Here is a 21,875-nt window from a genome sequence, read left to right on the forward strand (position 1 = left end):
GCGGGGATCCGGAGAAACCCGGTCATGGCGACCGGAAAAGGAAGGGGGAAGGACCGACATGCCGACATGCCCGAACGGACACCAGTCGGGTTCCGACGATTGGTGCGAGGTCTGCGGTCACCGCATGCCCGGTGGCGTGCCCCCGCTCCCGCCCCCGCCGCCCGGCGCCGGGTACGGCTACCCGGCGCCCGGTTCGCCGCCGCCCGTACCCGGTGCCCGCTCCGGCGCGCCGGACGCGGGTGCCGAGCTCTGCCCGCAGTGCCGCACGCCCCGTGAGGGGGCGGCGCCGTTCTGCGAGGAGTGCCGCTGGAACTTCCTGACGAACACCGCGACCTCGTACACACCGGCGGCGCCGCGTCCGCCGGCCGGGAACCCGGGCGGCTCCGGCATCCCCGGTGCTCCCGGCGGCCCCGGAGGGCCGTCGCCGTACGGCGGTCCCGGCGGACCGGGCGGCCCCGGCGGCCAGAACCCGGCACCGCGGTTCCCGCAGCCCGGACAGGGACAGCCGGGCGGCCCCGGTCCCGGTGGCCCCGGTCACGACTCGTTCGAGTACCAGAGCTCGCGGCCCTCGCAGGTGAACCGGCCCGCCGAGCCGATCCCGCCCGGCCCGGGAGCCCAGCCCTACGGCAGCCCCCAGGGCTTCGGCGAACCGCCGCGCCCGGCGGCCCCGTCCGCGCCCGGCGGCCCCGGTGCTCCCGGCGGCCTTGGTGCCCCGCAGCAGGCATACACCCAGCAGCCCTCCTCGCCGCCCTTCACCCAGGGCGGTCCGCAGCCCGGCGGTCCGGCCTTCGGTGGCGGTGACGACGACTGGGTGATCCCCCCGCCGTCCCCCGGCGCGCCCGGCGGTCAGGGTGGTCCGGCCGGCCCCGGCCTGCAGAGCGACTACGGCTACCCGCAGCCCGGCGCCACCCAGGCTCCGCCCGGTCCCGGCTACCAGCAGCCCCCGGCGCCGCAGCAGTCGCTGTCCTGGAGCGCGACCATCGCACCGGACCGCGAGTACTTCATGGCGATGATGCAGCGCTCCGGCCCCGAGGCCGCGGGCCTGAACCTGCCCGCGTACTCGCCGGAACTGCAGCGCCCGCTCCTCGGCAACCAGATCACCATCGGCCGCCGCAGGCACTCCACCGGTGACACCCCGGACATCGACCTGTCGGTGCCCCCGGAGGACCCGGGCGTCTCGCACCAGCACGCGGTCCTGGTCCAGCAGCCGGACAGCACCTGGGCGGTCGTCGACCAGAACTCGACGAACGGGACCACGGTCAACGGCGGCGAGGAGCCCATCCAGCCGTTCGTGCCGGTACCGCTGCAGGACGGCGACCGGGTGCACGTGGGCGCCTGGACGACGATCACGATCCGGCGCGGCTGACCGCCGTCCTGCCGGGCCCCCTCGACGGCGGCCCGGCAGGTCCCGCGTGGCTCAGGACAGCGGCCAGGTGTGCGGCCCCCCGGGGTCGTCCAGCCAGGCCCTGGCGCCCTTCTCGTCGACCGTGACCCCGTACCGCTCACGCTGCGGCCGGCCCTCGTCCTCCCACAGGGCGTAGGCGTCCTGCGGGTCCAGGCGGCCCGCCGTCAGGGCGAGCAGGAAACGGAACAGGTCGTCGCCGCGGGCCCGGCGCGGCACCCCGCCGGTCCGGGCCGGCTCCGGCTCCGGTCCGGACCGGGTGGCGCCGCGCAGCGGCACGAAGAAGGCGGACGTGTGCAGGAAGCGTCCCTCGGCATGACCGGGGTCCCGGACCTCCAGCGCGATCAGGCCGGTGGCCAGCGGCGCGAGGACGCGGGCTCCGGGACGGCACTGGACCAGCCAGGGGGGCGGGATCGTGGTCAGCGTGCAGGTGGCGATGATCCGGTCGAAGGGGGCGCGCTCGGGGACCCCGCGCGCCCCGTCGCCGGTGACGACGGTCGGGTGGTACCCGGCGACGTCCAGATGCCGTCGCGCGGCCTCCGTGATCTCCACGTCGAGGTCGACCGTGGTCACCGGACCGTCGCCGAGACGGTACGCGAGCAGGGCCGCGTTGTAGCCGGTCCCGGCACCGATCTCCAGGACGGCGTCCCCGTCCCGCACCTCCAGCTCGGCCAGCATCTTCGCCATCAGCGACGGCTGGCTGCTGGAGGAGACCAGTTCCCCGTCCCGTACCCGGGTGGCCAGCGGGGTGTCCGCGTACGCGCCGCGCAGCCAGCGCTCCCGGACGCGCGGGTCCGGGTCCTCGCCCCACAGGCGCTCGTAGCCGCCGACCACGCCGAGGTAGTAGTACGGCACGAACAGGTGGCGCGGGACCGCCTCGAAGGCCTCCCGCCACACGGGATCGCCCTCCCAGGCCCCGCTCCGCTCGATCTCGCGCACCAGCGCCGCCCGTGCCCGGTCGGCGAGGTCGTCGGGCCCGGGGCCGGATCCTTCGAGAGCCGGTGCGCCCATACCTCCACTGTGCTGCCGAACGGGCCGCGAGGCGAGCGCCGGACCGGCGCCCCCGGGCACCCGTCCGCCGCGGAACGTGTGGTCCTAAGGCTGGAGACCTCGGTCGCCCGGTCTGAGAACATGGGGGCGTGAAAGAGATTCGGCGCGGCACGCTTCAGGAGCAGACCTTCTACGAGCAGGTCGGCGGCGAGGAGACCTTCCGCCGCCTCGTCCACCGTTTCTACGAGGGTGTCGCCGGGGATCCGCTGCTGAAGCCCATGTATCCCGAGGAGGACCTGGGCCCGGCCGAGGACCGCCTCGCGCTGTTCCTGATCCAGTACTGGGGCGGCCCGACGACGTACAGCGACGACCGCGGCCACCCCCGGCTGCGGATGCGGCACGCCCCGTTCAAGGTCGACCGGGCGGCGCACGACGCGTGGCTGAAGCACATGCGGGTGGCCGTCGACGAGCTCGGCCTCTCCGAGGAGCACGAGCAGACGCTGTGGAACTACCTGACGTACGCAGCCGCGTCGATGGTGAACTCGGCGGACTGACCGCCGTCCGCGGCGAGGACACGACGGCCCGGCCGCGGCTTTCGGCGGCGGACGCCGTGCCCGGCCCGCGGCCCCGGCGCGGATGCGGGGGCGCGGGGCCGGTGAACCGGGGTCAGTGAACGCTGACGCCCAGTGAGCCGAGTCCCGCCCTGCGGACGGCGACCGACCCGAACGGGGTCCGCAGGCGCAGCCACGCGCCGGACGAGTACAGCGCCAGCGGACCGCCGACCGGGGGGACCTGTCCTTCGGCGGAGACCGGCGCGGGCGGCACGGGCCGCAGGAATCCCAGGGACTGCGCGGCGTGCGCGGCCCGCACGGGAAGGCGGGTGTCACCGACCGGCCGGGACCATATCTCCCGCCCGACCCGGTCGAGTTCGGCACGGGTCCGCAGTTCGGGGGCCAGTTCCTCGGTGCGCGACCGGAACTCGGCCACGGCGGCGGCGACCTCCGCCCGTACGGCGTCCGGTCCCGGCAGTCCCGGCTCCGGAAGCCAGCCGCCGCGGGGCGGCAGGACGCCGGCCCACGGGGGGCCGGTGACGGCGGCCGGGACACCGACGGTGGCCGCCTGCTCCTCGACGGACTCCAGCATCTCGCCCGCGGAGACGGTCACGTCGAGGGTGACGTCGAGCCCGTTCTCGTACGGCTTGGCGAGCCGCGCCGTACGGATCGCGAGGACCTCGAACGACGGCGGCCGGCCGAAGACCGCGAGCGTGGTGGCGCCCGCCTTCAGGCGCACGGCGGCCGCGCGGTCGTAGTGGACGAGCCGGGAGAGGAAGGCGGCGAGGTCCGCCGCCTCCCCCGCGTCGGCGAGGTGCAGGACCGTCATGCCGCGACGGCCTCGTCCTCGTCGTCGCGGTACGACTCCAGGAAGTCGCGCTCCTCGGCCGTGATCCGGCGGGGACGCTGGTTCTCGAAGTCGAACGGCACGATCACCGTCGAGGCCGTGACGTAGACCTGGTCGGGGTCCTTGACCTCGTAGGTGATGGTGAAGGACGCCGCCCGGATCTGCGTCACCCACAGCTCGATGTCCACCGGCGCGTGCCGGTGGACCAGCTGCCTCTTGTAGTCGATCTCGTGGCGCGCCACCACGGACCCCTGCTTGAAGTCCTTCTCCGGGCGGAACAGGAAGTCGATACGGGCTTCCTCCAGGTACCGGAGGAACACCACGTTGTTGACGTGGCCGTACGCGTCCATGTCCGCCCAGCGCAGCGGGCAGCGGTAGATGTGCCGCAAGATCGATCAGCCCCGGGTCAGCTTCTTGTAGGTGGCGCGGTGCGGACGCGCGGCCTCGGCGCCGAGCCGCTCGATCTTGTTCTTCTCGTACGACTCGAAGTTGCCCTCGAACCAGAACCACTTGGACTCACCCTCGTACGCGAGGATGTGGGTCGCGACCCGGTCCAGGAACCAGCGGTCGTGGGAGACGACCACGGCCGCGCCCGGGAACTCCAGCAGCGCGTTCTCGAGCGAGGACAGCGTCTCGACGTCGAGGTCGTTGGTGGGCTCGTCGAGGAGCAGCAGGTTGCCGCCCTGCTTGAGGGTCAGCGCGAGGTTGAGGCGGTTGCGCTCACCACCGGAGAGGACACCGGCCGGCTTCTGCTGGTCGGGGCCCTTGAAGCCGAACGCGGAGACGTAGGCGCGGGAGGGCATCTCGACCTGGCCGACGTTGATGTAGTCGAGCTCGTCGGAGACGACGGCCCACAGCGACTTCTTCGGGTCGATGTTCTCGCGGCTCTGGTCGACGTACGAGATCTTGACGGTCTCGCCGACCTTGATCGAGCCGGAGTCCGGGGTCTCCAGACCCTGGATCATCTTGAAGAGCGTGGTCTTGCCGGCGCCGTTCGGGCCGATGACACCGACGATGCCGTTGCGCGGCAGGGTGAAGCTGAGGTCGTCGATGAGGACCTTGTCGCCGAAGGCCTTGGAGAGGTTGTTGACCTCGACGACGATGGAGCCCAGGCGCGGGCCCGGCGGGATCTGGATCTCCTCGAAGTCCAGCTTCCGCATCTTGTCGGCCTCGGCCGCCATCTCCTCGTAGCGCGCGAGACGGGCCTTGGACTTGGCCTGACGCCCCTTGGCGTTGGACCGCACCCACTCCAGCTCTTCCTTGAGCCGCTTGGCGCGCTTGGCGTCCTTCTGGCCCTCGACCTTCAGGCGGGAGGCCTTGCTCTCGAGGTACGTGGAGTAGTTGCCCTCGTAGCCGATGGCGCGGCCGCGGTCGAGCTCGAGGATCCAGCCGGCGACGTTGTCGAGGAAGTACCGGTCGTGGGTGACGGCGACGACGGTGCCGGGGTACTTCGCGAGGTGCTGCTCCAGCCACTGCACGGACTCGGCGTCCAGGTGGTTGGTGGGCTCGTCGAGGAGCAGCAGGTCGGGGGCTTCCAGGAGCAGCTTGCACAGCGCGACGCGACGGCGCTCACCACCGGAGAGGTTGGTGACGGGCCAGTCGCCGGGCGGGCAGCCGAGGGCGTCCATGGCCTGCTCGAGCTGGGTGTCCAGGTCCCAAGCGTTGGCGTGGTCCAGGTCCTCCTGGAGCTTGCCCATCTCGTCCATGAGGGCGTCGGAGTAGTCGGTCGCCATCAGCTCGGCGACCTCGTTGAAGCGGTGCAGCTTGCCCATGATCTCGGCGGCGCCGTCCTGGACGTTCTGCAGAACGGTCTTGGACTCGTCGAGCGGGGGCTCCTGGAGCAGCATGCCGACCGTGTAGCCGGGCGACAGGAACGCGTCACCGTTGGAGGGCTGCTCGAGGCCCGCCATGATCTTGAGAACGGTGGACTTACCGGCACCGTTGGGACCGACCACACCGATCTTGGCGCCAGGCAGGAAGCTCAAGGTGACGTCGTCGAGGATCACCTTGTCGCCGTGCGCCTTGCGCGTCTTGCGCATGGTGTAAATGAACTCAGCCAAGAGAAACCGTCCGGACGCTTGAAATCGGCAGTGGGCAGATACACCCCATCTTGCCTGACGGCCAGCCCTCGGGGGAAACCCGTTCGGCGGAGGGCCTGTGACCTGGGGTTCTACCGCCGACGACTGTGGCTCGCCTGTCACTGTCTGTCGCCGTCGGTGGTCCTCGGCCAGCCTCGGACGGCCCAGGGACGGCCCAGGGACGGCCCAGGGACGGCCCAGCCGGGCCCACTCAGGCTGAGTCACCGCCGATGTCAGTGGCCGCGGCTACGGTGCACCCACCAGCGAGGGCAACACCCTGGGGAGGGGCTTTGGGGGCCAAGACGGGCTTTCTGGTGTACGCCGACGGCGACGTGCCGGGGCTGCTGCGAGAAGTGGGCACAGCGGACCTCGAACGGACGGCCGGCATGATGCGGCGGCTCTACCCGGGCTGGGAGATCGAGGAGAGCAAGGGCTCGAATCTCTGGAGCGGTGTGTATCCCCCGGAGGGGACGGCATACGCGGCGAGCTGGCCCGGCGTGGAGATCATCGGTGACCAGAGGGTGATGATCGACGCCCCCTCCGAACTTCCGGAGTACCTGGTGGCGGCGAGCGCCGGCCGATGCCTCGTGCTGCACGCCATGCACAGCGTCGTGGACTGGCTCGCGTTCGCCGTGTGGGAGGACGGTCGGCTCGTCCGCTCCCTGAGCCTGTCCCCCGACAGCGGCATCATCGAGAACATCGGCGAACCGCTCCCCTTCGAACTGCCCTACTGGGCCGGAGACCGCCCGGCCGACGTCATCCCCTGGCCGGACGAGGACGAAGACCCGTACCCGCTGCCGTTCCATCCCTTGGAGCTGGGCGAAGACGCGCTGCGGGCACTCTGCGGCTTCGTCCGCGAGGGCTGCCCCGAACCGGACGACGTCGACGCGGACAGCATCCGCCTGCACGGCTTCCGGGTGCGAGACCCGCACGGCCCTGATCCCGTGGAGCAAGAAGCGGCACGGCAAGGAACCATGGAAGCCATGGGCACACCACGCTTCTTCGCCATGGGCCCTGACGGCTCGCTGATCGAGAGCGACGGTCTTTAGCTCAGGACTCCTTCGTCCCGAAGCAACTGACCGGAGCGCTCTACCTTGGGCTGGGGTGCCTCTCACCTGCTGAGATAGTCCGGAGGCGTCCGCGCTCGTCCGCCGCTGTCCGTCGGCGTTGTCACGCAGTTAGACACTCACCTGCGGCTGGCGCAGCTCCCGCGCGGCCGGCCCTCAGGGACCGAGCACGCCCAGCGCGCCGAGTATCAGGCAGGCGGTACCGAAGAGGAAGAACCCACCCACGGCGATCATGGCTGCGCCTAGCTTCCCGACGCCGGCACTCCTGCCCTCTTGCGGGACCAGCGACCCCAACGTCTTCTGCCTGAAGTCGAGATACGCAGGTAGCTGTCCGGTCCGCCGCAGCATCCGCCCGACGCTGATGAGCGCTATGCCGAAGACCAGCGTGAGCAGGCTCGTCTGGAGCTGGTAGGCCGGGTCGTGCCCGTCCGAAACAGCGATGATCACGGAAGTTCCCCCAGGACAGCCAGACAGGGTCGTTGTCCGGCGGAAAGAAGCGCCCCATCTTGCCTGACGGCCACCCCTCGGGGGAAACCCGTCCGGCCAGGGGCCCCTGACCTGGGGTTCCGCCGCTGATCTCTGTGGACAACCTGTCGCTGTCGGTCGCCATTGGTCAGCCTCGGCGACTCTCGGACAGCCCAGGGACGGCCCAGCCCTGGCGCACTCGACTGACGCCGACACCTTCGACGCGCCCCGTCTGAACCTCAGCCGACGACAGTCAGCCACGACGGCGAGTGCGCCGACCGGCCACGCGCGCGTATGCCTCGCTGCACCTCCGCCAGCCTCAGCCACGCTGCCTGTGCTGTCGACCAGAGCAAGCTGCAGCGGCCGGCCCGTGCCGACAGCACTAAACCCTCAGTTCGGAAAGCGCGTGCACTCTGAACTCAATTGAGTTGCTGACCTGCGCTGGAGCTGAGCCGCCGCCTGTTCAGCCGTGTGCTGGGGGCCCGGCGTTCTCCGTGGTTCCCTGCAGGATCCGGCATGCGTCTGGCACGGAAACGATACGTAGAGGTACAGCTTCTCCCAGGGCACGGTTCTTGAGAAGTCAGTCAGGCGCTACGGTTTTGTACTTCTGAGCCGCGCCCCCGCGCGACCGCCTCTCTGGAGATCAGCTGCCATGTCCACGATCACTCCATTGCTGCCTGGAGACCCCGAGCGCATTGCCTCCTACCGCATTCTTGGTCGGCTTGGGACTGGCGGCATGGGAACCGTGTACGCGGCTACAGACCCCGGCGGCCGTCGAGTCGCCTTCAAGGTGGTTCATGCCCAGCACGCCGCGGACCCAGAATTCCGAGCACGCTTCCATCGCGAGGTTGCGGCGCTGCGCCGGATAGGCGGTCCATGCCTAGTGCCGCTGGTGGATGCGGCCCCGGCGGCCGACATTCCGTGGCTGGCCACCGACTACGTTCCGGGTCCTACCCTTCAACAGCATCTGGCCACAGAGGGGCCGCTGACCGGAATGCAGTTGCACCTCTTTGCGGCTGGCACCGCCAGTGCGCTGGCCGTTATCCACGCGGCGGGTGTCGTCCATCGCGATCTCAAGCCGACAAACGTCATCCTGGCACCGCAAGGCCCCCGTGTCCTGGACTTCGGGATCTCCCACATTGCCGACGGCACGATGATTACCCGGACAGGGACGATGTCCGGAACCCCTGGATGGATCAGCCCCGAACAGTATCGAGACGGATCTGTTGGAGCACCTGGTGATGTATTCGTGTGGGGCGTGCTCGTCGCCTATGCGGCGACCGGGCGGCTTCCCTTCGGTTCTGGCGCTCCTGATGCGGTGGCGTTCCGTGTAATGCGTGAGCAGCCGGACCTGGAAGGGATGCCCGAGGAACTGCGCGGCATTGTCGAAGCCTGCCTGGTCAAGGATCCGGGAGAGCGACCAGCGGCCGACACGCTCGCTGAGGAGACAGCGGACCTGCTGGGCCGACAGGTGACTCAGGTTCTGGGCGGTGTACCTGACCAGTCCACCCTGGTAAGCGACGTCATGTCACAGCAATGGCACATACCGGCCGTTGATGACCAAGCTTGGACGACCTCTGGGGCCCGGGGCCGTCACAGGCGCTTCGCCTGGCTAGCGGCCACCATCGGCGTGCTTGTTGCGGCAACTGGAACCTGGGCGGCGACAACTCTGGACAGGAGCGGAGTGACAACCGACAACTCAGCCAGTCGTGCATCCAACCGCTCCGCTGCCACTTCCACTCAGGGCAGCACCTCAAGCGTGACGCCGTCCACCAGCACGACGCCCACTGTGCGCGCCGTTTCCTCACAGTCCTCGACGCCTCCACCGTCTCTGACACTCAGCAGGACCCAAGTCCACACGATCACTCCTTGGGCCATTGGCGGTTACCCCGCCGATGGCATCACTGTCACCGGCGAGACCATCGGCTCATGCTGGAGCTCATCTGAGGCCACGATGCGTCTCGATGCCTGGCGGTGCAGCGCCGAGAGCGAAGTCCTTGACCCGTGCTTCGCTCCAGACGAGAGTCCTGATCACGAGGCCCTGCTCTGCATGGGCACCACTCCCACCAGGATGGTTCGACTCACCCTGACCGAGCCATTGCCAGGCAATAATTTCCATATCCCTGGTGGACCTCAGATCTCTCCCATCATCATCGTCTTGCCTGACGGCAACACCTGTCGCGTGATGACGGGTGCCACCACGGTGGTCGCCGAAGAACGCATGAACTATGCGTGTGAGAAGGGCGGTCACCTGTACGGAGAGCCAGACAAGGCTGACGCAGTCTGGACCATCTCGTATCGGGCTGAAGCAGCGGGTACCAGCGTCAGCACCTCGATCGTCAGCGCTTACCAGTAAATACGGTCCGGGGTGAAGGATTCTGGCCTTCGAATCTGCATGTTTTGCAACTGGGGTGCTGGGCGGTGTGCAGCCACGTTCACCTGCGTTCATAGGTGGCCAGCCATCGCGGCGGCAGTGGATCCGGGTCTCGTCTGAACGGCCGTAAACGGCGCTGAATAAGACGGAAACTGAGACTGGGCCCGGCCCGTGCCGAGCTGCCCGAAAGCCGTGTTCCTCTCACAGGGACACGTCGTGGAGTGGTGCTCAGGGGTGCTGCCGAGTGCGCGTGTCGTGGCTGGGCGCCAAGGGATCGAAGGGCAACTCAGGGATGCCTAGTTCTTGGCGCATGGCGGATGCGGTGGCCTGAACGGCCTTGTAATAGGTGTGCTGTGCGGTCTGAAAGGTGCCATCCGTAACGTAAGCGCCATCCGCGAGTAGATCGCGCAGAGTTCGAACGGTACGGAACGCCTCGACGCCCAGCTCGACCACGCGAGGCGGGGCAAGCATCGTCAGGCTAAACCGTTGCTCGAACAGACCGGACTCTGAGAAAGCGGCACGGATTGCACGCCTGCGATCATCAGGGGTGTCATACGCAGCTTCTGAGGCGAAGCGCATGCTCTCTGTCGAGCGGGCCAAGTGAGCGAGATAGGTCACGAAGGCCTCGCGCAGAACAGTCTGCGAGTCTGCTCGTTGGGCACGCCTCCAGCGGTCTCGGTCCACAACGAACGTCGCGACGATGCCAGCGAGTGCGCCAGCTATGGCACTCAGAGGTGCAGTCCAGTCCATATACCGTACTGAGCACACGCTGTTGCGTGCTGTAAAGAAGGAAGTGGTCCCAGGCGCTGAAGATCTCAGCTTGGGAAGCTGCGGTCACTTGCGGTCGGTTCGACTACTGACCTGGGCGAACGTTCAGAACATGGCCCTCCCGGACCGAGCTCTCTTTACCGTGAGTCCCCGCGGTTCCCCGCCCGATCTGGTGCGCAAGTGGTGCGGCAGCTGGCGGGGGCTTCGGTCGCCTGTCTCAGTCGCCCTCGTCTGGCGACGTCGGCTCACTGTCCCCGCCATACAGGTCGCCGCGGAGACGAGCTTTGGCTGCTTCGAGTCGTGCGCCGTAGTCGGGCATGAAGAGCTCGCTCAGCGTCTTGTCCAGCGTGCCTGAGATCGCATAGACCGGTGACCAGACGGCTCGGTCGCGGATGATCCCCGCAAGGTCGTCCGACTTGAACATCACCTGGTAGAGCCAGTCAGACAGTACGAATGCTTGATCGCGCGTGAGTCTGATGGTGATCGTGTCCACTTCTTCCACAGTCTCAACTTAGCTGCCTCAGCCAGCCATGCCCCTGGTGCAACCGCAGCCGGAGATCAACACGTTCTCCAACTACGGCTCTCGGCAATGGCCTCTTCATCCCGAATGAAGTTTGAGCAAGATCGATACCTGCGGATCTTGTAAATATGCAGGTCAGGGCATCGGTCTGAGGTGGTGTGGCGGGGTCACGGTTGGTCTCTGGAGGAAGATCATCTCCCGGAATTCTCCCAGCGAGGGGCACTGTGCCTGGGTTTACCTCGAAGCCCCAGCTGGGAGCTGCATTGCGCAAGCAAGTTTGCCTGGCTGTCTACCGGTGGCCCCGCCCTGCTCATGCCTGGTGCCAGTACGCACTGGTGCGGGCGCAGCCGTCTTCGGGAATGCTGCCCCAACAGGACTGGGGCGGTCATAGGTTGGCGGCCAGGTGATCATTGGTGGGGGCTGGTATGGCAGATCGGGATCTGCGCGCGCTGTTCAGTACGAACGACCGCACGCTTGGGGCTGCGGAGGCGTTCACGAACCGGCAGGCGCAGTGGGGGTTCGTGGTAGCCGCGCTCGCCGAGCATCTGCGGCATGTCAACAGTCCTGCCTTCGCTCCGGATGACCTGGAAGCCGCCCGAGACAACGTGGTGGTTTTCCATGGGATCGGTGGCATCGGGAAGTCCACGCTGTCGCGGAAGTTCGAGGCGTCCCTCTCTGATCCGGGGCAGCGCCCCGCCCAGTGGAGTGCCCCCGCATGGGGCGGAGTGCGGATCCTGCCCGTACGGATCGATCTCGCGCGCTCCGCGAATCCCGACTTCGAGAAGGTCGTGCTCAGCGTGCGCCTCGCGCTGGCCGCGATCGGCCGGCCTCTGCCTGCTTTCGACGTGGCGTTACGCCGTTACTGGGAGCATCAGCATCCAGGGGATCCGCTGGAGGACTTCCTCAACCGCGGCGGCCTGACCGCCCGGTTCGGCAAGGCGTTGCCGCAGCAGATGCAGTCCGCGCTCGCCGACGTCGCCCAGGCCCTACTGCTGCCGGGCACGGTGGGCTCTGCGATCGGGCAGGTGACCGGGGCGCTCGTCGGAGCGCTGCGCGAGCGTCGGCAGACCGTGCGGGCGCTCGCTGGCTGCGTACGCCTGGCTGATCTCCTGGAGAGCGAACCGGATCTGGACTCCCTGTCCTACTACCCACACCTGCTCGCCTGGGAGCTTGCCCGGCTACCCACCGCGAAGAAGGTCACTCCGGTGATCTTGCTGGATGCCTTCGAGGAGATCGGGGACCGCACCCACCGGGACTTTGAACGCCTCCTGCAGCGCCTGGTGTGGCTGATGCCGAATGCCTTCTTCGTCATCACCGGCCGCTCCCGCTTGCAGTGGGCCGACGAAGCCCTTCAGGGCCAGCTCGACTTCACCGGCCCCGCCGCCTGGTCCGGCCTGGTCGCTCACGACATCCCCCAGACCCGTACGGAGTTCCCCGCCCCCGGCCGTGAACGGCAGATGCTGATCGGCGACTTCTCCTTCGAGGACTGCGACGACTACCTCGCCCGCCGTCTCTCCGTAAACGGCCACCCCCTGATCGGCGATGCCATTCGCAGGGTGATCGGGCAGCGCTCGCACGGCCTGCCGTTGTACCTGGACCTCTCCGTGATGAGGTTTCTGGAGCTCCGACGCAGCGGGCACACCCCACAGCCGACCGACTTTGACCACGACTTTCCCGCGCTGATCGCCCGAACTCTCTCCGACCTCACCGCCCCCGAGCGTCAGGTCCTGCGCTCCGCCAGCCTCTTCTCCTCCTTCGACGTCGCCCTGGCGACCCGGGCCGCAGGTCTGCCCCAAGAAGCGCCGGCGCTGCGGCTTGTCGAGCGTCCCTTCGTGCGAGAGACGCCGTTCGGCCTGTGGCCCTTCCACCTCCATGCCCTCATCCGCGCGACGATCCGGGGCGCCGACGACCAGACCGACGACCGGTGGTCTCCGGCCGACTGGCAGCAGGCTGCCGTCCGGGCCCTCGCCGCCCTCGGAGAGCAGTGGAGCAGGGGCTCGGACCGCGATCGCCTACTGCTCGTGGGCTGCTTGCGCCAGGGACTGGCCATCGCCCGCGACTACCGTCTCGACCTTGGCTGGCTCATCGAGGCCGCCTGGACGTACATCGGCGACTCCGTATGGGAGCCACTCGACTTGGCCGCCAGCTCCGAAGCGGAGGGCGTCACAGCCACAGCCGCCGACGTGCTGGTGGAGTTGCTCAGTGCGCTCGCCCGCAGGCAGCACGAGAACCGCGCCCGCACAGTGGAGCGCCTGGTCGCAGTTGCTGACACCGGGCTGCTGCCTGCGGAACTGCACGAGGTCGCCATCTACTACCGGGCCAAGGCGCAGCGCGACCTCGGGCACACCGAGGGATCCCGCCAAGGGATGCAGGTGGTCGCCGCAGGTGGGGGACGTCTCGCGGCGAATGCCCGCCGTGGGCTCGCTCATCTCTCCCGGCTCGCTGGTGATTTCCCCACCGCTCTTGAAGCCGCCGAACACTTGGGCTGGGCAGGCCGGCACCACCGCGTCGTGGGCGACGTGCGGTGGGTACAGGGCGACATGGCCTCGGCTGCAGAGGCTTTCGGGGCAGCCCGCGTAGAAGGCGAGGAGCACGGCAAGAACGGGGAGGCGGCCATGTCACAGGCCATGCGGGCCTTCACCCTCTCCTTCACGACCGACCCCACCACCGATGATGAGATCGACCTCGGTGAACATCTCCTGTCCCGGGTCGACCTGCGCGCTGCGACCCTGGACGTACGGATCGCAGCGCTCCTGCGCGACGCCGGCACGGATATGGGAGTCGAGGACCGGGCGCAGGTACTGGCCGCCGAGATCAGTACGTCGGGGCTGCTCTTCGTCCAGGCCAAGCTCGAGTTGGCACGCGCCTTCCATCACGCCATCCGCGACGGCCAGGCGGGCGTCGCCTCCAGCATCAGCCGACTCCGTGAGCTGACCCGTGAGGGCTACTACGCCTACTACGTCGACATCGCCCACTTCATGGCCGACCTCCCGCTCGACAGCCCCTCCCGCGCACGGTGGCTCGACGAGCAGCGGACAGTACGCCAACGCTGGCGCAGCATGGTCATCGACCGACGCGCTCTCCTCGCGTCACGGTCGGCCACCGGAACGCCGTAACCAGTCGGTGCGGCTCGAAAGCTGCTGGACGCCTCAATTGGAGTGCACGAAACAGTAGTTCTGGAGTCTGCTGCACGATCGGGTGACATCTTGACTTGCCCTGTGGGGCGGGTGGGAAGGATGCCGCAGCGGGCGAGTGCTTAGAAGGCGCCTGGCCCGTGCACCCGCGACAGCTTCCTGGCCTGAGCGGTCACCAGCATCAACAACGGTTTACCACGCGACTTTGACAGGCATTCGACACAGCGCGGATTACTCATAGATGGTCGCGGCCTGCAGAGCTCGTGCGAAGAACGTCCAGTCGCCACTGGCTGGCAGCTCGCGGCCGGCGTTGCTGTACCAGCCGTCGGCGTCATCGATCCATGCCGCCAAGGCTTCCAAGAAGCTCGGGAGATCCGCGTTCTCCCATGAGCTTCCGTCCTCGGCGTGGCTGCGCTGCAACGAGCGAACGAAGGCGGCCAGGGCCTCTCTGCTGTCAACATGCTCAAGAGAACTCGTCATCCCTGGGACCCTACTTGTGCACCAACCCTGAGACCTGGTGAGCACCGTCTTGTAAGGGCGGACGTGGTCGGCGACGCACTTCCCCAGGTCGCTTCGGTTGTAGCCGCTACCCAGGTGTACGGCGCAACTCGACTGTGGCGAACCGTAGTTGACCGTGGTTGACCGCACGATGTGGCACGGCTGTGGCACACGACCTTCTGATCCGTAGCTCTATGTGGATCGGTCACGGACGGTCGTATCGGACGTGCAGCGGTCCAGTGCAGCGGCCAAAGCACGAGACTGGTCGTTGCGGTTGCTGTACTTCGCTGCTGTACAGCCGGTGCTCGTCCAAGTGTGGTGGCTGCCCGCCAGCCCGGTCTTCTAACCTGTTCGCGTGATCGACTACGACGATTCCGGACGCCCAACCGTTCAGGTGGGGGACCCCGGTCCCGTCCGCCTGCTGTTGTCGGAGCCAGCACGCCCGTTCGAGGATGAACCAACGCTCGACTTCCTCATCAGAGCCTGCGGGCCCTGGGGAAGTGTTGAGACTTCGGTGGAGACCTGGGATGGCGACGGCCTCGACACCTTCTTCGCCTCGCTTGCCGAAGACTTCCGGGGCTGGGAAGGTGCACGTATCTGGCACTCCCTCTGCCATGACCTGACCCTCTCAGCCGAGCACCGTGGTAGCCACGTCCAACTGACCTGGGGCATCCACGATCGGGCGCCCTCTGAGGAATGGCACTTCGAAACCATCACGGCGCACGCGGCTGGCGAGGACATGCGCAACCTCGCCGCCGACATCCATACGTTCATTGCGAGCATCGCCAAGTAACAGAAAGAGTCCCAGGTTGGTGCGTACCATCCATGAAGAGCGGCCAGCCCCGCAACGGCCACGGGCTTGAACCTGTGGCCTCATCCTTATCAGGTCGATCCTTTGGGGCTCCCGGGCCTGCATTGAAGTCGCTCCGTGCCCTTAGATCGGCCGTTCAGGTCCGCACTGATCCGCAGTCGTTCGCCGCTGTTGGTGTCAGCCATTGATGTCAGACATCAGTCGCCGCTTGACGCTCTGACCAAGACCAATGAAGCTCGAAGCCACGGAGCGTCACGGAGTCCACGTAGGATTCCGAAGCTCGATCGCCGGTTATCGAAAAGTCACATTCGGTGCGGTATGGCTCCGTCCTGCCAGCGGTAGAGGTCGCGCAGCAGGGAAATCTCAGCGCCGTGATGGATCAGTTCCCTATTGACGTGCAGGACCCTGTTCTCCATGGGAAACCGCTCGGGACCCACTGTGGGCGGATTCTCCAGGTCGGCGTCCGAGAGCGCGCGGACCCCCTCGTTCCATCTCCCGTACATCTCATCGAGCTGTTTCAGCGCCTCGTCAGCTGTCCCCGCGTAGGCGAATGTCTGGGAGTCGACGTCCTGGCCGCCGAAGTACCATCCGACCCGATAGCCCAGGCACGAGACGATGATGTGTGCCAGCCGCCAGGCAATCGTGGTCACCGGCGCCGACACTGGACCAGGGGACGCGAAGTCCACCGTCCACGCCCCCGAACCTTCCGACATCGGTGCGGCCGACGTGCCACGCGGGCGGACGCTCCAGCAGCCGCGCACCGGCTCCCAGAAGTACTCCTCATCGGTAAGACCGTCCAGCCGTGGCCGCAGGTTCGTGCGCCAGTGCCAGTCCAGCTGCTCCCCGAGCCGCTCGCCTCTTGTCATTTCCGCACGCTACATACAACGGAGACCTGTGACTGAGCAGTTCACTTGGCGAGTTGAGCGTTGGTCGGGCACATGTCGTCGACGGACTCAACCAGACCCGTGGCCTCGGCTGCGACGACGTCGCCCTTCCTCCGCGGAGTACCGGAAACCAGCGGCGCGCTTACCGCCAGGCAGTGGTGGTGGCGATGACGGCTTGGGCCAAGGCCACGGGTTGGTTGCGGGCAATGAGGTGCCCGGCGCCGCGGATGGGCCGGACTGTGGTGTGAGGAGCCAGGTGCAGCAACTGGTCGATGTCCTCGCCGGTGAGCGCCGAGCCGTTGTCGCCATGGACGAGCAGGAGGGGCAGGTCGAGTTCCGCGGTGACCTGCCGTAGCCGTGGGACCTGGGCGAGGATGTCCTCGACGAGCACGGTGTGGGCGCCGAGCGGGCCGACAGAAGCGAGGAAGCGGCGAACCCTGGAGGGCTCAAGGCAGGGTACGACGTCGACCAGCACCAGCCCCGCCACCCTGGCTCGCACTGCCGGATCCGCGAGAGCGGCGATGGCGGCGAGCCCGCCGAGTGAGGCACCGACGACCACGCTTGCCGGTGGCTCGGTGTGCACCATCGCGGCGACGTCGTCCGCGCACGCGGACAGTGTCCGAGCGCTGCCCTCGCTGTTGCCGTGGCCTCGCTGGTCGAAGGCCAAACATCGGTACCCGGCATCAACGAGGACCTCGCTGACCGGTCTCCACACCTGACGGCGTTCGCCACCGGCGTGAAGGAGCAGGAAAGTCGGCCCGGCACCGACCTCCTCCCCGCGCAGGATCACATCGGGGCGAGTGATGCGCCGTTCGCGTGGGGCGGTAGGGCCGATCATGAAACTGACACCTCCCCTCCTCCTGCCGCAAGTGTCCTTAGAACTCCTAACGAAATGATCTTTGGGGTGGTTGGAACACTCCGGGACCGTTGATCCGGGGGTGCGAGGTGGCTCGGCCGAAGCCGTGGGAAGTCGACGACGAGTTGTGGGCGGTGATCGAGCCGCTGCTGCCCATGGTCGAGCGTCGGACCAAGCATCCAGGACGCAAGCGGCATCCGGACCGGCTGGTGTTCCAGGGCATCCTGTTCGTGCTGCACACCGGGATCGCCTGGGAACACCTGCCGCAAGAACTCGGCTTCGGGTCGGGCATGACCTGCTGGCGCCGTCTGGCCGAGTGGACCGAGGCCGGCGTGTGGCCCCGGCTGCACGAAGTCCTCCTCGCCAAGCTGCGTGGCGCAAACGCCCTGGACTTCTCCCGGGCGGCGGTCGACGGCTCCCACATCCGCGCGTTAAAGGGGGAGCCAAGACCGGACGAAGCCCCGTCGACCGGGGCAGGACGGGCAGCAAGCACCACCTGATCACCGATGCCACCGGCATCCCGCTCGCCGTCACCCTGACCGGCGGCAACCGCAACGACGTCACCCAGCTGATCCCACTCCTCCAGGCCGTGCCGCCTGTACGGGGCAAACGCGGCCGGCCCCGGCGCCGCCCGGACGTGGTGCTGGGCGACCGCGGCTACGACCACGACAAGTACCGCCGACTGGTCAGGGACCTGGGCGTGAAACCGCTGATCGCCCGCCGCGGCACCGAGCACGGCTCCGGCCTGGGCACCCAACGCTGGGTCGTGGAACGCGCATTCGCCCACCTGCACTGGTTCCGCCGCCTGCGGATCCGCTGGGAGATACGCGACGACATCCACGAAGCATTCCTCACTCTCGGATGCACACTCATCTGCTGGCGACGCCTGGCTTCAGTTCAGCGCCACCACTCATAGACGCCTGGTGAGGACTGCAGGACCTCGCTCGGCCACTCCTTCAACACCTGCCCCAGCAGCCTCCGCTGCTCGTCGATCCAACCATCTTCAAGGTTGACGGGAAGAAGCACGGAGACACACGAACTGCCCAGATCCTCCACATGGACAGCGGGAGTCTCATGTTCTTCGTTGTGCGGCTGGATCCTGATCCCAGGGCTGTGGTCGTCGTCCTTCCAGCAGACGTCCTGACCTGCGGCAAGGAGATCCAGTGCACGGGACCAGTCCTCCAGGTCGGAAGGAAACAGGGACATGGCCAGACAACCGCTGACGAAGCTGCTCGTGATCAGGACCTCTGCGTCGAGCTGGTCGTGAAGATGCAACACACCCGGCGACCGACGTCCCAGCACACGTACCCGGAAGCCGTTGTCGCCATCCGAGAGGCTGATCAGTTCCACCGCGCACCCCTGTTCCGTCTTCCTCCACCGGCCAGGGCTCATGCTGCTGAACCAGAGCTTCGTCCACAAACGGATTGTTCCAGCTTCATTCCGTTAGGAGTTCTTAGGGCTGGTGGCCTTGGCCGTGATCTTGCAGGTGCTGCGGCACCGGTTACCGGTCGTCTTCTGGTGGCTCATCGGCTATCCGGTCGTCGCGCTGCGCGTGCTGACCACCTATCACGCCACCATGGACGCGTGCGGCCTGACCGTCCCGGCCTCGGCCGTGCGGCGAGCGACGGCCCGGATGATGGGGCGGGAGGCGTCCCCCGTACCGCCGCGCCGGTCGCTTCCCCTGCCCACCGGCTCGGGACTCGTGATGCGACTGCGCATGGCGACCGGGCAGGCTCCGGAGGACTTCGCCGCCTCCGCCGACCGGTTGCGCCACGCCTGGGCGGCGCAAGCCGTCCACATCCGGCCGACCAAGCCGGGACGCCTCGAACTGCGGCTCATCGGATGGGACGTACTCGCCGACGTGCGTCCCGCCCGGCGCCGGCTCTCCGGCGGACCGCTGACCCTGCCTCTCGCCCTGCGGGACGACGGGAGCTGGCACGTACGGGACTTCCGCACCGTGCCGCACGAACTGATCCTCGGCGCCACCCAGTCCGGCAAGTCCGTCTACCTGCGCAACCTGCTGTGCGGCCTGGCCCGGCAACGGGTCGTCCTCGTCGGCATCGACTGCAAGTGGGGTGTCGAACTGGCGCCGTTCGCGCCCCGGTTGTCCGCGCTCGCCGATACCTCGGACCGTGCGAACGAACTCCTGGACGTCCTCCTGGAGGAGATGGAGGAACGGTTCCGGCTGATCGGCGTCTGATCTTCGATGCGGTCTCCTCCGTGCTCACCGCGGCCGTGGATGACCGCCTGCTGGCCTCGAATCCTTGCCGAGCTCGATCGGTCAAGGCACCTCGTCCCGCGCCGTCACGCGTGCGTCCCTGGTCGGCCTCGCAGGTCTTCGCCGTACGTGCGGGACTGCCCGAGCGCTACCAGGCCGTGACGGACGTCGGCGCAGGGTGCGGCCTTCGCCAGGGCGAAATCTTCGGGCTCTCGGTCGACAGCATCGGAGACCTTGGCTGGCTGTACGTGCGGCAGTAGGTGAAGAAGGTCCGCGGCTCCCTCGTCTTCGCTCCCCCGAAGCGGGGCAAGCTCCAAAACGTTCCGCTCGATCCCGAGGTGTCCGCGGCGCTGACCGAGCACATGAGGCGCTTCCCGCCGGTCGAGGTGACCTTGCCGTGGGTGACGCCGACCGGGCCCAAGGTGACGCACAGGCTCCTCTTCACGAGCGGTATCGGCACGGCCCTCTGGAGCAACGGTTTCAATGATGAGCTGTGGAAGCCCGCGCTTGCCTCGGCCGGCCTCATCCCGGCCCCCGAGAAGGGCCAGCTATACGCGGCGGCTCGCGAGCACGGGATGCACGCCCTGAGGCACTTCTACGCCTCGGTACTCCTGGACGCAGGGGAGAACATCAAGGCACTGAGCCTCTACCTCGGCCACAGTGACCCGGGCTTCACGCTCCGCGTGTACACGCACCTGATGCCGAGCAGTGAGACCAGGACCCGGAAAGCCATCAGCGCGATGTACCGGGCCGCCGGTCACGCCCACGACGGCCCAGAGGCGGCCCAAGCCGCCTGACACGGCCCCTCATCGACGGGAAAACCGCTGGTGAGGGGCTGCTCCATGCCCTCGTTAGGCAAGTAACACCCCATCTTGCCTGACGGCCAGCCCTCGGGGGAAACCCGTTCGGCCTGGGGGCTCTGACCTGGGGTTCCGCCACCGATCTCTGTGGACAACCTGTCACTGTCGGTCGCCGTCGGCTCGGGAAGCTCAGGTGATCCATCGGTAACGGTGGGGCTGACCTGCGCTGCGGCGGATCAGACGCGTTCCGTCTGCGAAGCCGAGATCCGCGGCTCCCCGCACGAATCCGGCACACGCCTGGCACGGCCGGGTCGCCCGTGGGCCACGTTAGTCTCCGATCATGGCCTTACGACCTGAAGAGTTCTACGACCACGCACGCGCGGCCGCGGACGGTGAGCTTCGGCTTCCGTTGGGACGGATGACCGGCTGGGAGATAAGCCCGTTCGAACCTGAAGGACTTCGCGTCGCGCCGCTGCGCCCGCCCGCTCTGCCCGAGCCGGAACGGCACGGCGAGGATCCGACGAACTGCGACCCGTGCCGCGCCCGGGACGAAGGCATCTGGTTCAACGAACGCTGGCGACTGGCCCGGATCACGGGCGTGGGCGTTCCTTTGGTGCTGATGCTGTTCCCCCGGGACCATTACGACATGGCGGACCTGCCCGACGAGACGGCCGCCGAACTCGGGGTGCTCACCACTCACATCGTCCGCCACGTGCAGGCACTGCCGCATGTCTCCCGAGCCCACGTCTACCGGATCGGAGACGGAGCTGCGCACCTGCACATCTGGTTCTTCGCTCGGCCCGAGGGGCAGGCCCAGCTGTACGGGTCATGGGTGCCCGTCTGGGACGACCTTCTGCCGGAGTACCCGGCGGACGTGGCCGACGCGGACGCGGCGGCCGTCGCTGACGCATTGGTCACCTCGTACGGCGGCCGTCGCCGGGCCGCCGACGAACAGATGCACGTCTGAGCCTTCTGCGTGATCTCATCGGCCGAAGAAGTGCGGGGCCGGGTCTCCGACCTGCGCCCCTACAACCGATCAACGCCGTGACCTGCGACTCGACCGTCGGCGGTTGTCAGCGTTGATCGTCGTTGAACGCCCTCGGACGGCCCGGGGACGCTCAACGCGATGGCGGATGAAGCACCTCGACGCCGGAGCCCCACCGGGAGAGACGCATCGCTCCGGTGCGCTTGCCGCACGTCGCGTCAGGGCCGGCAGCTTCGTGCGTCGAGGTCACCCGCATTGGTACATGCGGTGCGGATCGTGGAGGGCGATGGACGTCATGATGATCACGAGAGCCAACCCCAACTGCCCTTTCAGGGCCGCGACCGCCCGCTGCTTCGCCGCTGACCGCAGCATGGATATCCGGCAGGCGAGCACGACCGAAACCATGCCGATGAGGGCCAGGGCCATGCCGGCGATCACCCTGAAAGGGTCGAACACTTCCTGGGAGGTTTCCGGCAATTCGCCGGGAGCGATGCAGCCGGTGCTGAACGCCATGACGATCAAGCCCGGATACGCCAGGGTGACGGCGATGCAGACCGCCTCCACCACCACGAACACCAGGCCCGACTTCCAGGCCGGCCCAGCCTTCACGCCCTCCGTCAATGTCCC

At 67.8% G+C, this 21,875-nt stretch carries 22 protein-coding genes and 1 pseudogene; 11 read left to right on the forward strand and 12 right to left on the reverse strand.

Annotation, left to right across the window (positions count from 1 at the left end):
* Positions 1-58: 58 nt before the first annotated feature.
* Positions 59-1,366, forward strand: coding sequence for an FHA domain-containing protein (locus ACFW6B_RS00700; protein ID WP_386591087.1), 1,308 nt, complete (start codon positions 59-61; stop codon positions 1,364-1,366).
* A gap of 51 nt (positions 1,367-1,417) precedes the next feature.
* Here the strand turns inward: ACFW6B_RS00700 and ACFW6B_RS00705 are convergent, their stop codons facing one another.
* Positions 1,418-2,413: a methyltransferase domain-containing protein gene (locus tag ACFW6B_RS00705; RefSeq protein WP_386591088.1), complete on the reverse strand. Its 996-nt coding sequence runs from the start codon at positions 2,411-2,413 to the stop codon at positions 1,418-1,420.
* 128 nt (positions 2,414-2,541) lie between these two features.
* Between ACFW6B_RS00705 and ACFW6B_RS00710 the strand changes: the two genes are divergently transcribed.
* Positions 2,542-2,946 carry a globin gene (locus tag ACFW6B_RS00710; protein WP_386591089.1) on the forward strand — a complete coding sequence of 135 codons (405 nt, stop codon included), beginning with the start codon at positions 2,542-2,544 and terminating at the stop codon, positions 2,944-2,946.
* Between the two features lie 112 nt (positions 2,947-3,058).
* Here ACFW6B_RS00710 and ACFW6B_RS00715 read toward each other — a convergent pair whose 3' ends face one another.
* The 3 genes from ACFW6B_RS00715 to ettA are packed head-to-tail and all read right to left on the reverse strand — an operon-like array spanning position 3,059 to position 5,850.
* Positions 3,059-3,772: a hypothetical protein gene (locus ACFW6B_RS00715; RefSeq protein ID WP_386591090.1), complete on the reverse strand. Its 714-nt coding sequence runs from the start codon at positions 3,770-3,772 to the stop codon at positions 3,059-3,061.
* Positions 3,769-4,179 (reverse strand): acyl-CoA thioesterase, encoded by a 411-nt coding sequence (locus ACFW6B_RS00720; RefSeq protein ID WP_386591091.1) that lies wholly within the window; start codon positions 4,177-4,179, stop codon positions 3,769-3,771. Before ACFW6B_RS00720 ends, ACFW6B_RS00715 begins: the two co-directional genes overlap by 4 nt.
* A gap of 6 nt (positions 4,180-4,185) precedes the next feature.
* Positions 4,186-5,850, reverse strand: coding sequence for an energy-dependent translational throttle protein EttA (ettA, locus tag ACFW6B_RS00725; RefSeq protein ID WP_386591092.1), 1,665 nt, complete (start codon positions 5,848-5,850; stop codon positions 4,186-4,188).
* A gap of 308 nt (positions 5,851-6,158) precedes the next feature.
* On the opposite strand from ettA, the gene ACFW6B_RS00730 reads away from it, so the two are divergent.
* Positions 6,159-6,917: a DUF6928 family protein gene (locus ACFW6B_RS00730; RefSeq protein ID WP_386591093.1), complete on the forward strand. Its 759-nt coding sequence runs from the start codon at positions 6,159-6,161 to the stop codon at positions 6,915-6,917.
* A gap of 174 nt (positions 6,918-7,091) precedes the next feature.
* Here the strand turns inward: ACFW6B_RS00730 and ACFW6B_RS00735 are convergent, their stop codons facing one another.
* A complete protein-coding gene (locus tag ACFW6B_RS00735) occupies positions 7,092-7,382 on the reverse strand; it encodes a hypothetical protein (RefSeq protein WP_386591094.1) in 291 nt (96 codons plus the stop codon).
* Positions 7,383-8,052: 670 nt separating this feature from the next.
* Here ACFW6B_RS00735 and ACFW6B_RS00740 point away from each other — a divergent pair.
* Positions 8,053-9,756, forward strand: a complete 1,704-nt coding sequence (locus tag ACFW6B_RS00740; protein WP_386591095.1) for a serine/threonine-protein kinase — start codon at positions 8,053-8,055, stop codon at positions 9,754-9,756.
* A 246-nt stretch (positions 9,757-10,002) separates the two neighbouring features.
* Here ACFW6B_RS00740 and ACFW6B_RS00745 read toward each other — a convergent pair whose 3' ends face one another.
* Positions 10,003-10,392, reverse strand: a complete 390-nt coding sequence (locus tag ACFW6B_RS00745) for a hypothetical protein (protein ID WP_386591096.1) — start codon at positions 10,390-10,392, stop codon at positions 10,003-10,005.
* A 367-nt stretch (positions 10,393-10,759) separates the two neighbouring features.
* Positions 10,760-11,044 (reverse strand): hypothetical protein, encoded by a 285-nt coding sequence (locus tag ACFW6B_RS00750; RefSeq protein WP_386591097.1) that lies wholly within the window; start codon positions 11,042-11,044, stop codon positions 10,760-10,762.
* Positions 11,045-11,487: 443 nt separating this feature from the next.
* Here ACFW6B_RS00750 and ACFW6B_RS00755 point away from each other — a divergent pair, with 443 nt between their 5' ends.
* Positions 11,488-14,178 carry an ATP/GTP-binding protein gene (locus ACFW6B_RS00755; protein WP_386591098.1) on the forward strand — a complete coding sequence of 897 codons (2,691 nt, stop codon included), beginning with the start codon at positions 11,488-11,490 and terminating at the stop codon, positions 14,176-14,178.
* Between the two features lie 249 nt (positions 14,179-14,427).
* Here the strand turns inward: ACFW6B_RS00755 and ACFW6B_RS00760 are convergent, their stop codons facing one another.
* Positions 14,428-14,676: a hypothetical protein gene (locus ACFW6B_RS00760; protein ID WP_386591099.1), complete on the reverse strand. Its 249-nt coding sequence runs from the start codon at positions 14,674-14,676 to the stop codon at positions 14,428-14,430.
* A gap of 373 nt (positions 14,677-15,049) precedes the next feature.
* On the opposite strand from ACFW6B_RS00760, the gene ACFW6B_RS00765 reads away from it, so the two are divergent.
* Entirely contained in the window at positions 15,050-15,487 is a 438-nt protein-coding gene (locus ACFW6B_RS00765; protein WP_386591100.1) for a DUF6228 family protein, read from the forward strand.
* A gap of 320 nt (positions 15,488-15,807) precedes the next feature.
* Here the strand turns inward: ACFW6B_RS00765 and ACFW6B_RS00770 are convergent, their stop codons facing one another.
* The gene (locus ACFW6B_RS00770) at positions 15,808-16,371 is read right to left on the reverse strand and encodes a DinB family protein (protein WP_386591101.1); all 564 of its coding nucleotides are present in this window, start codon (positions 16,369-16,371) and stop codon (positions 15,808-15,810) included.
* Between the two features lie 160 nt (positions 16,372-16,531).
* Positions 16,532-17,227, reverse strand: coding sequence for an alpha/beta fold hydrolase (locus ACFW6B_RS00775; RefSeq protein WP_386591102.1), 696 nt, complete (start codon positions 17,225-17,227; stop codon positions 16,532-16,534).
* A gap of 173 nt (positions 17,228-17,400) precedes the next feature.
* Here ACFW6B_RS00775 and ACFW6B_RS00780 point away from each other — a divergent pair.
* Positions 17,401-18,161 (forward strand): IS5 family transposase gene (locus ACFW6B_RS00780; RefSeq protein WP_386591373.1). Its coding sequence is split into 2 segments (ribosomal slippage): positions 17,401-17,680 and positions 17,680-18,161, totalling 762 coding nucleotides; the frame shifts between segments, so codons are not numbered across the junction.
* Here the strand turns inward: ACFW6B_RS00780 and ACFW6B_RS00785 are convergent.
* Positions 18,143-18,595: a DUF5959 family protein gene (locus ACFW6B_RS00785; protein ID WP_386591103.1), complete on the reverse strand. Its 453-nt coding sequence runs from the start codon at positions 18,593-18,595 to the stop codon at positions 18,143-18,145. The genes ACFW6B_RS00780 and ACFW6B_RS00785 overlap by 19 nt on opposite strands.
* A gap of 109 nt (positions 18,596-18,704) precedes the next feature.
* Between ACFW6B_RS00785 and ACFW6B_RS00790 the strand changes: the two are divergent.
* From ACFW6B_RS00790 to ACFW6B_RS00805, 4 genes and pseudogenes are all read left to right on the forward strand, one after another.
* Positions 18,705-19,442, forward strand: a pseudogene (locus ACFW6B_RS00790) (FtsK/SpoIIIE domain-containing protein); the annotation flags it as partial.
* Positions 19,443-19,555: 113 nt separating this feature from the next.
* Complete coding sequence (locus ACFW6B_RS00795) at positions 19,556-19,723, forward strand: hypothetical protein (RefSeq protein ID WP_386591104.1); 168 nt, start codon at positions 19,556-19,558, stop codon at positions 19,721-19,723.
* Positions 19,724-20,260 carry a tyrosine-type recombinase/integrase gene (locus ACFW6B_RS00800; protein WP_386591105.1) on the forward strand — a complete coding sequence of 179 codons (537 nt, stop codon included), beginning with the start codon at positions 19,724-19,726 and terminating at the stop codon, positions 20,258-20,260.
* 343 nt (positions 20,261-20,603) lie between these two features.
* Entirely contained in the window at positions 20,604-21,230 is a 627-nt protein-coding gene (locus ACFW6B_RS00805) for a hypothetical protein (protein ID WP_386591106.1), read from the forward strand.
* A gap of 264 nt (positions 21,231-21,494) precedes the next feature.
* Here ACFW6B_RS00805 and ACFW6B_RS00810 read toward each other — a convergent pair whose 3' ends face one another.
* A complete protein-coding gene (locus ACFW6B_RS00810; protein WP_386591107.1) occupies positions 21,495-21,857 on the reverse strand; it encodes a hypothetical protein in 363 nt (120 codons plus the stop codon).
* Between the last annotated feature and the right edge of the window lie 18 nt (positions 21,858-21,875).

Source organism: Streptomyces sp. NPDC058751, assembly GCF_042746485.1.
GTDB lineage: Bacteria > Actinomycetota > Actinomycetes > Streptomycetales > Streptomycetaceae > Streptomyces.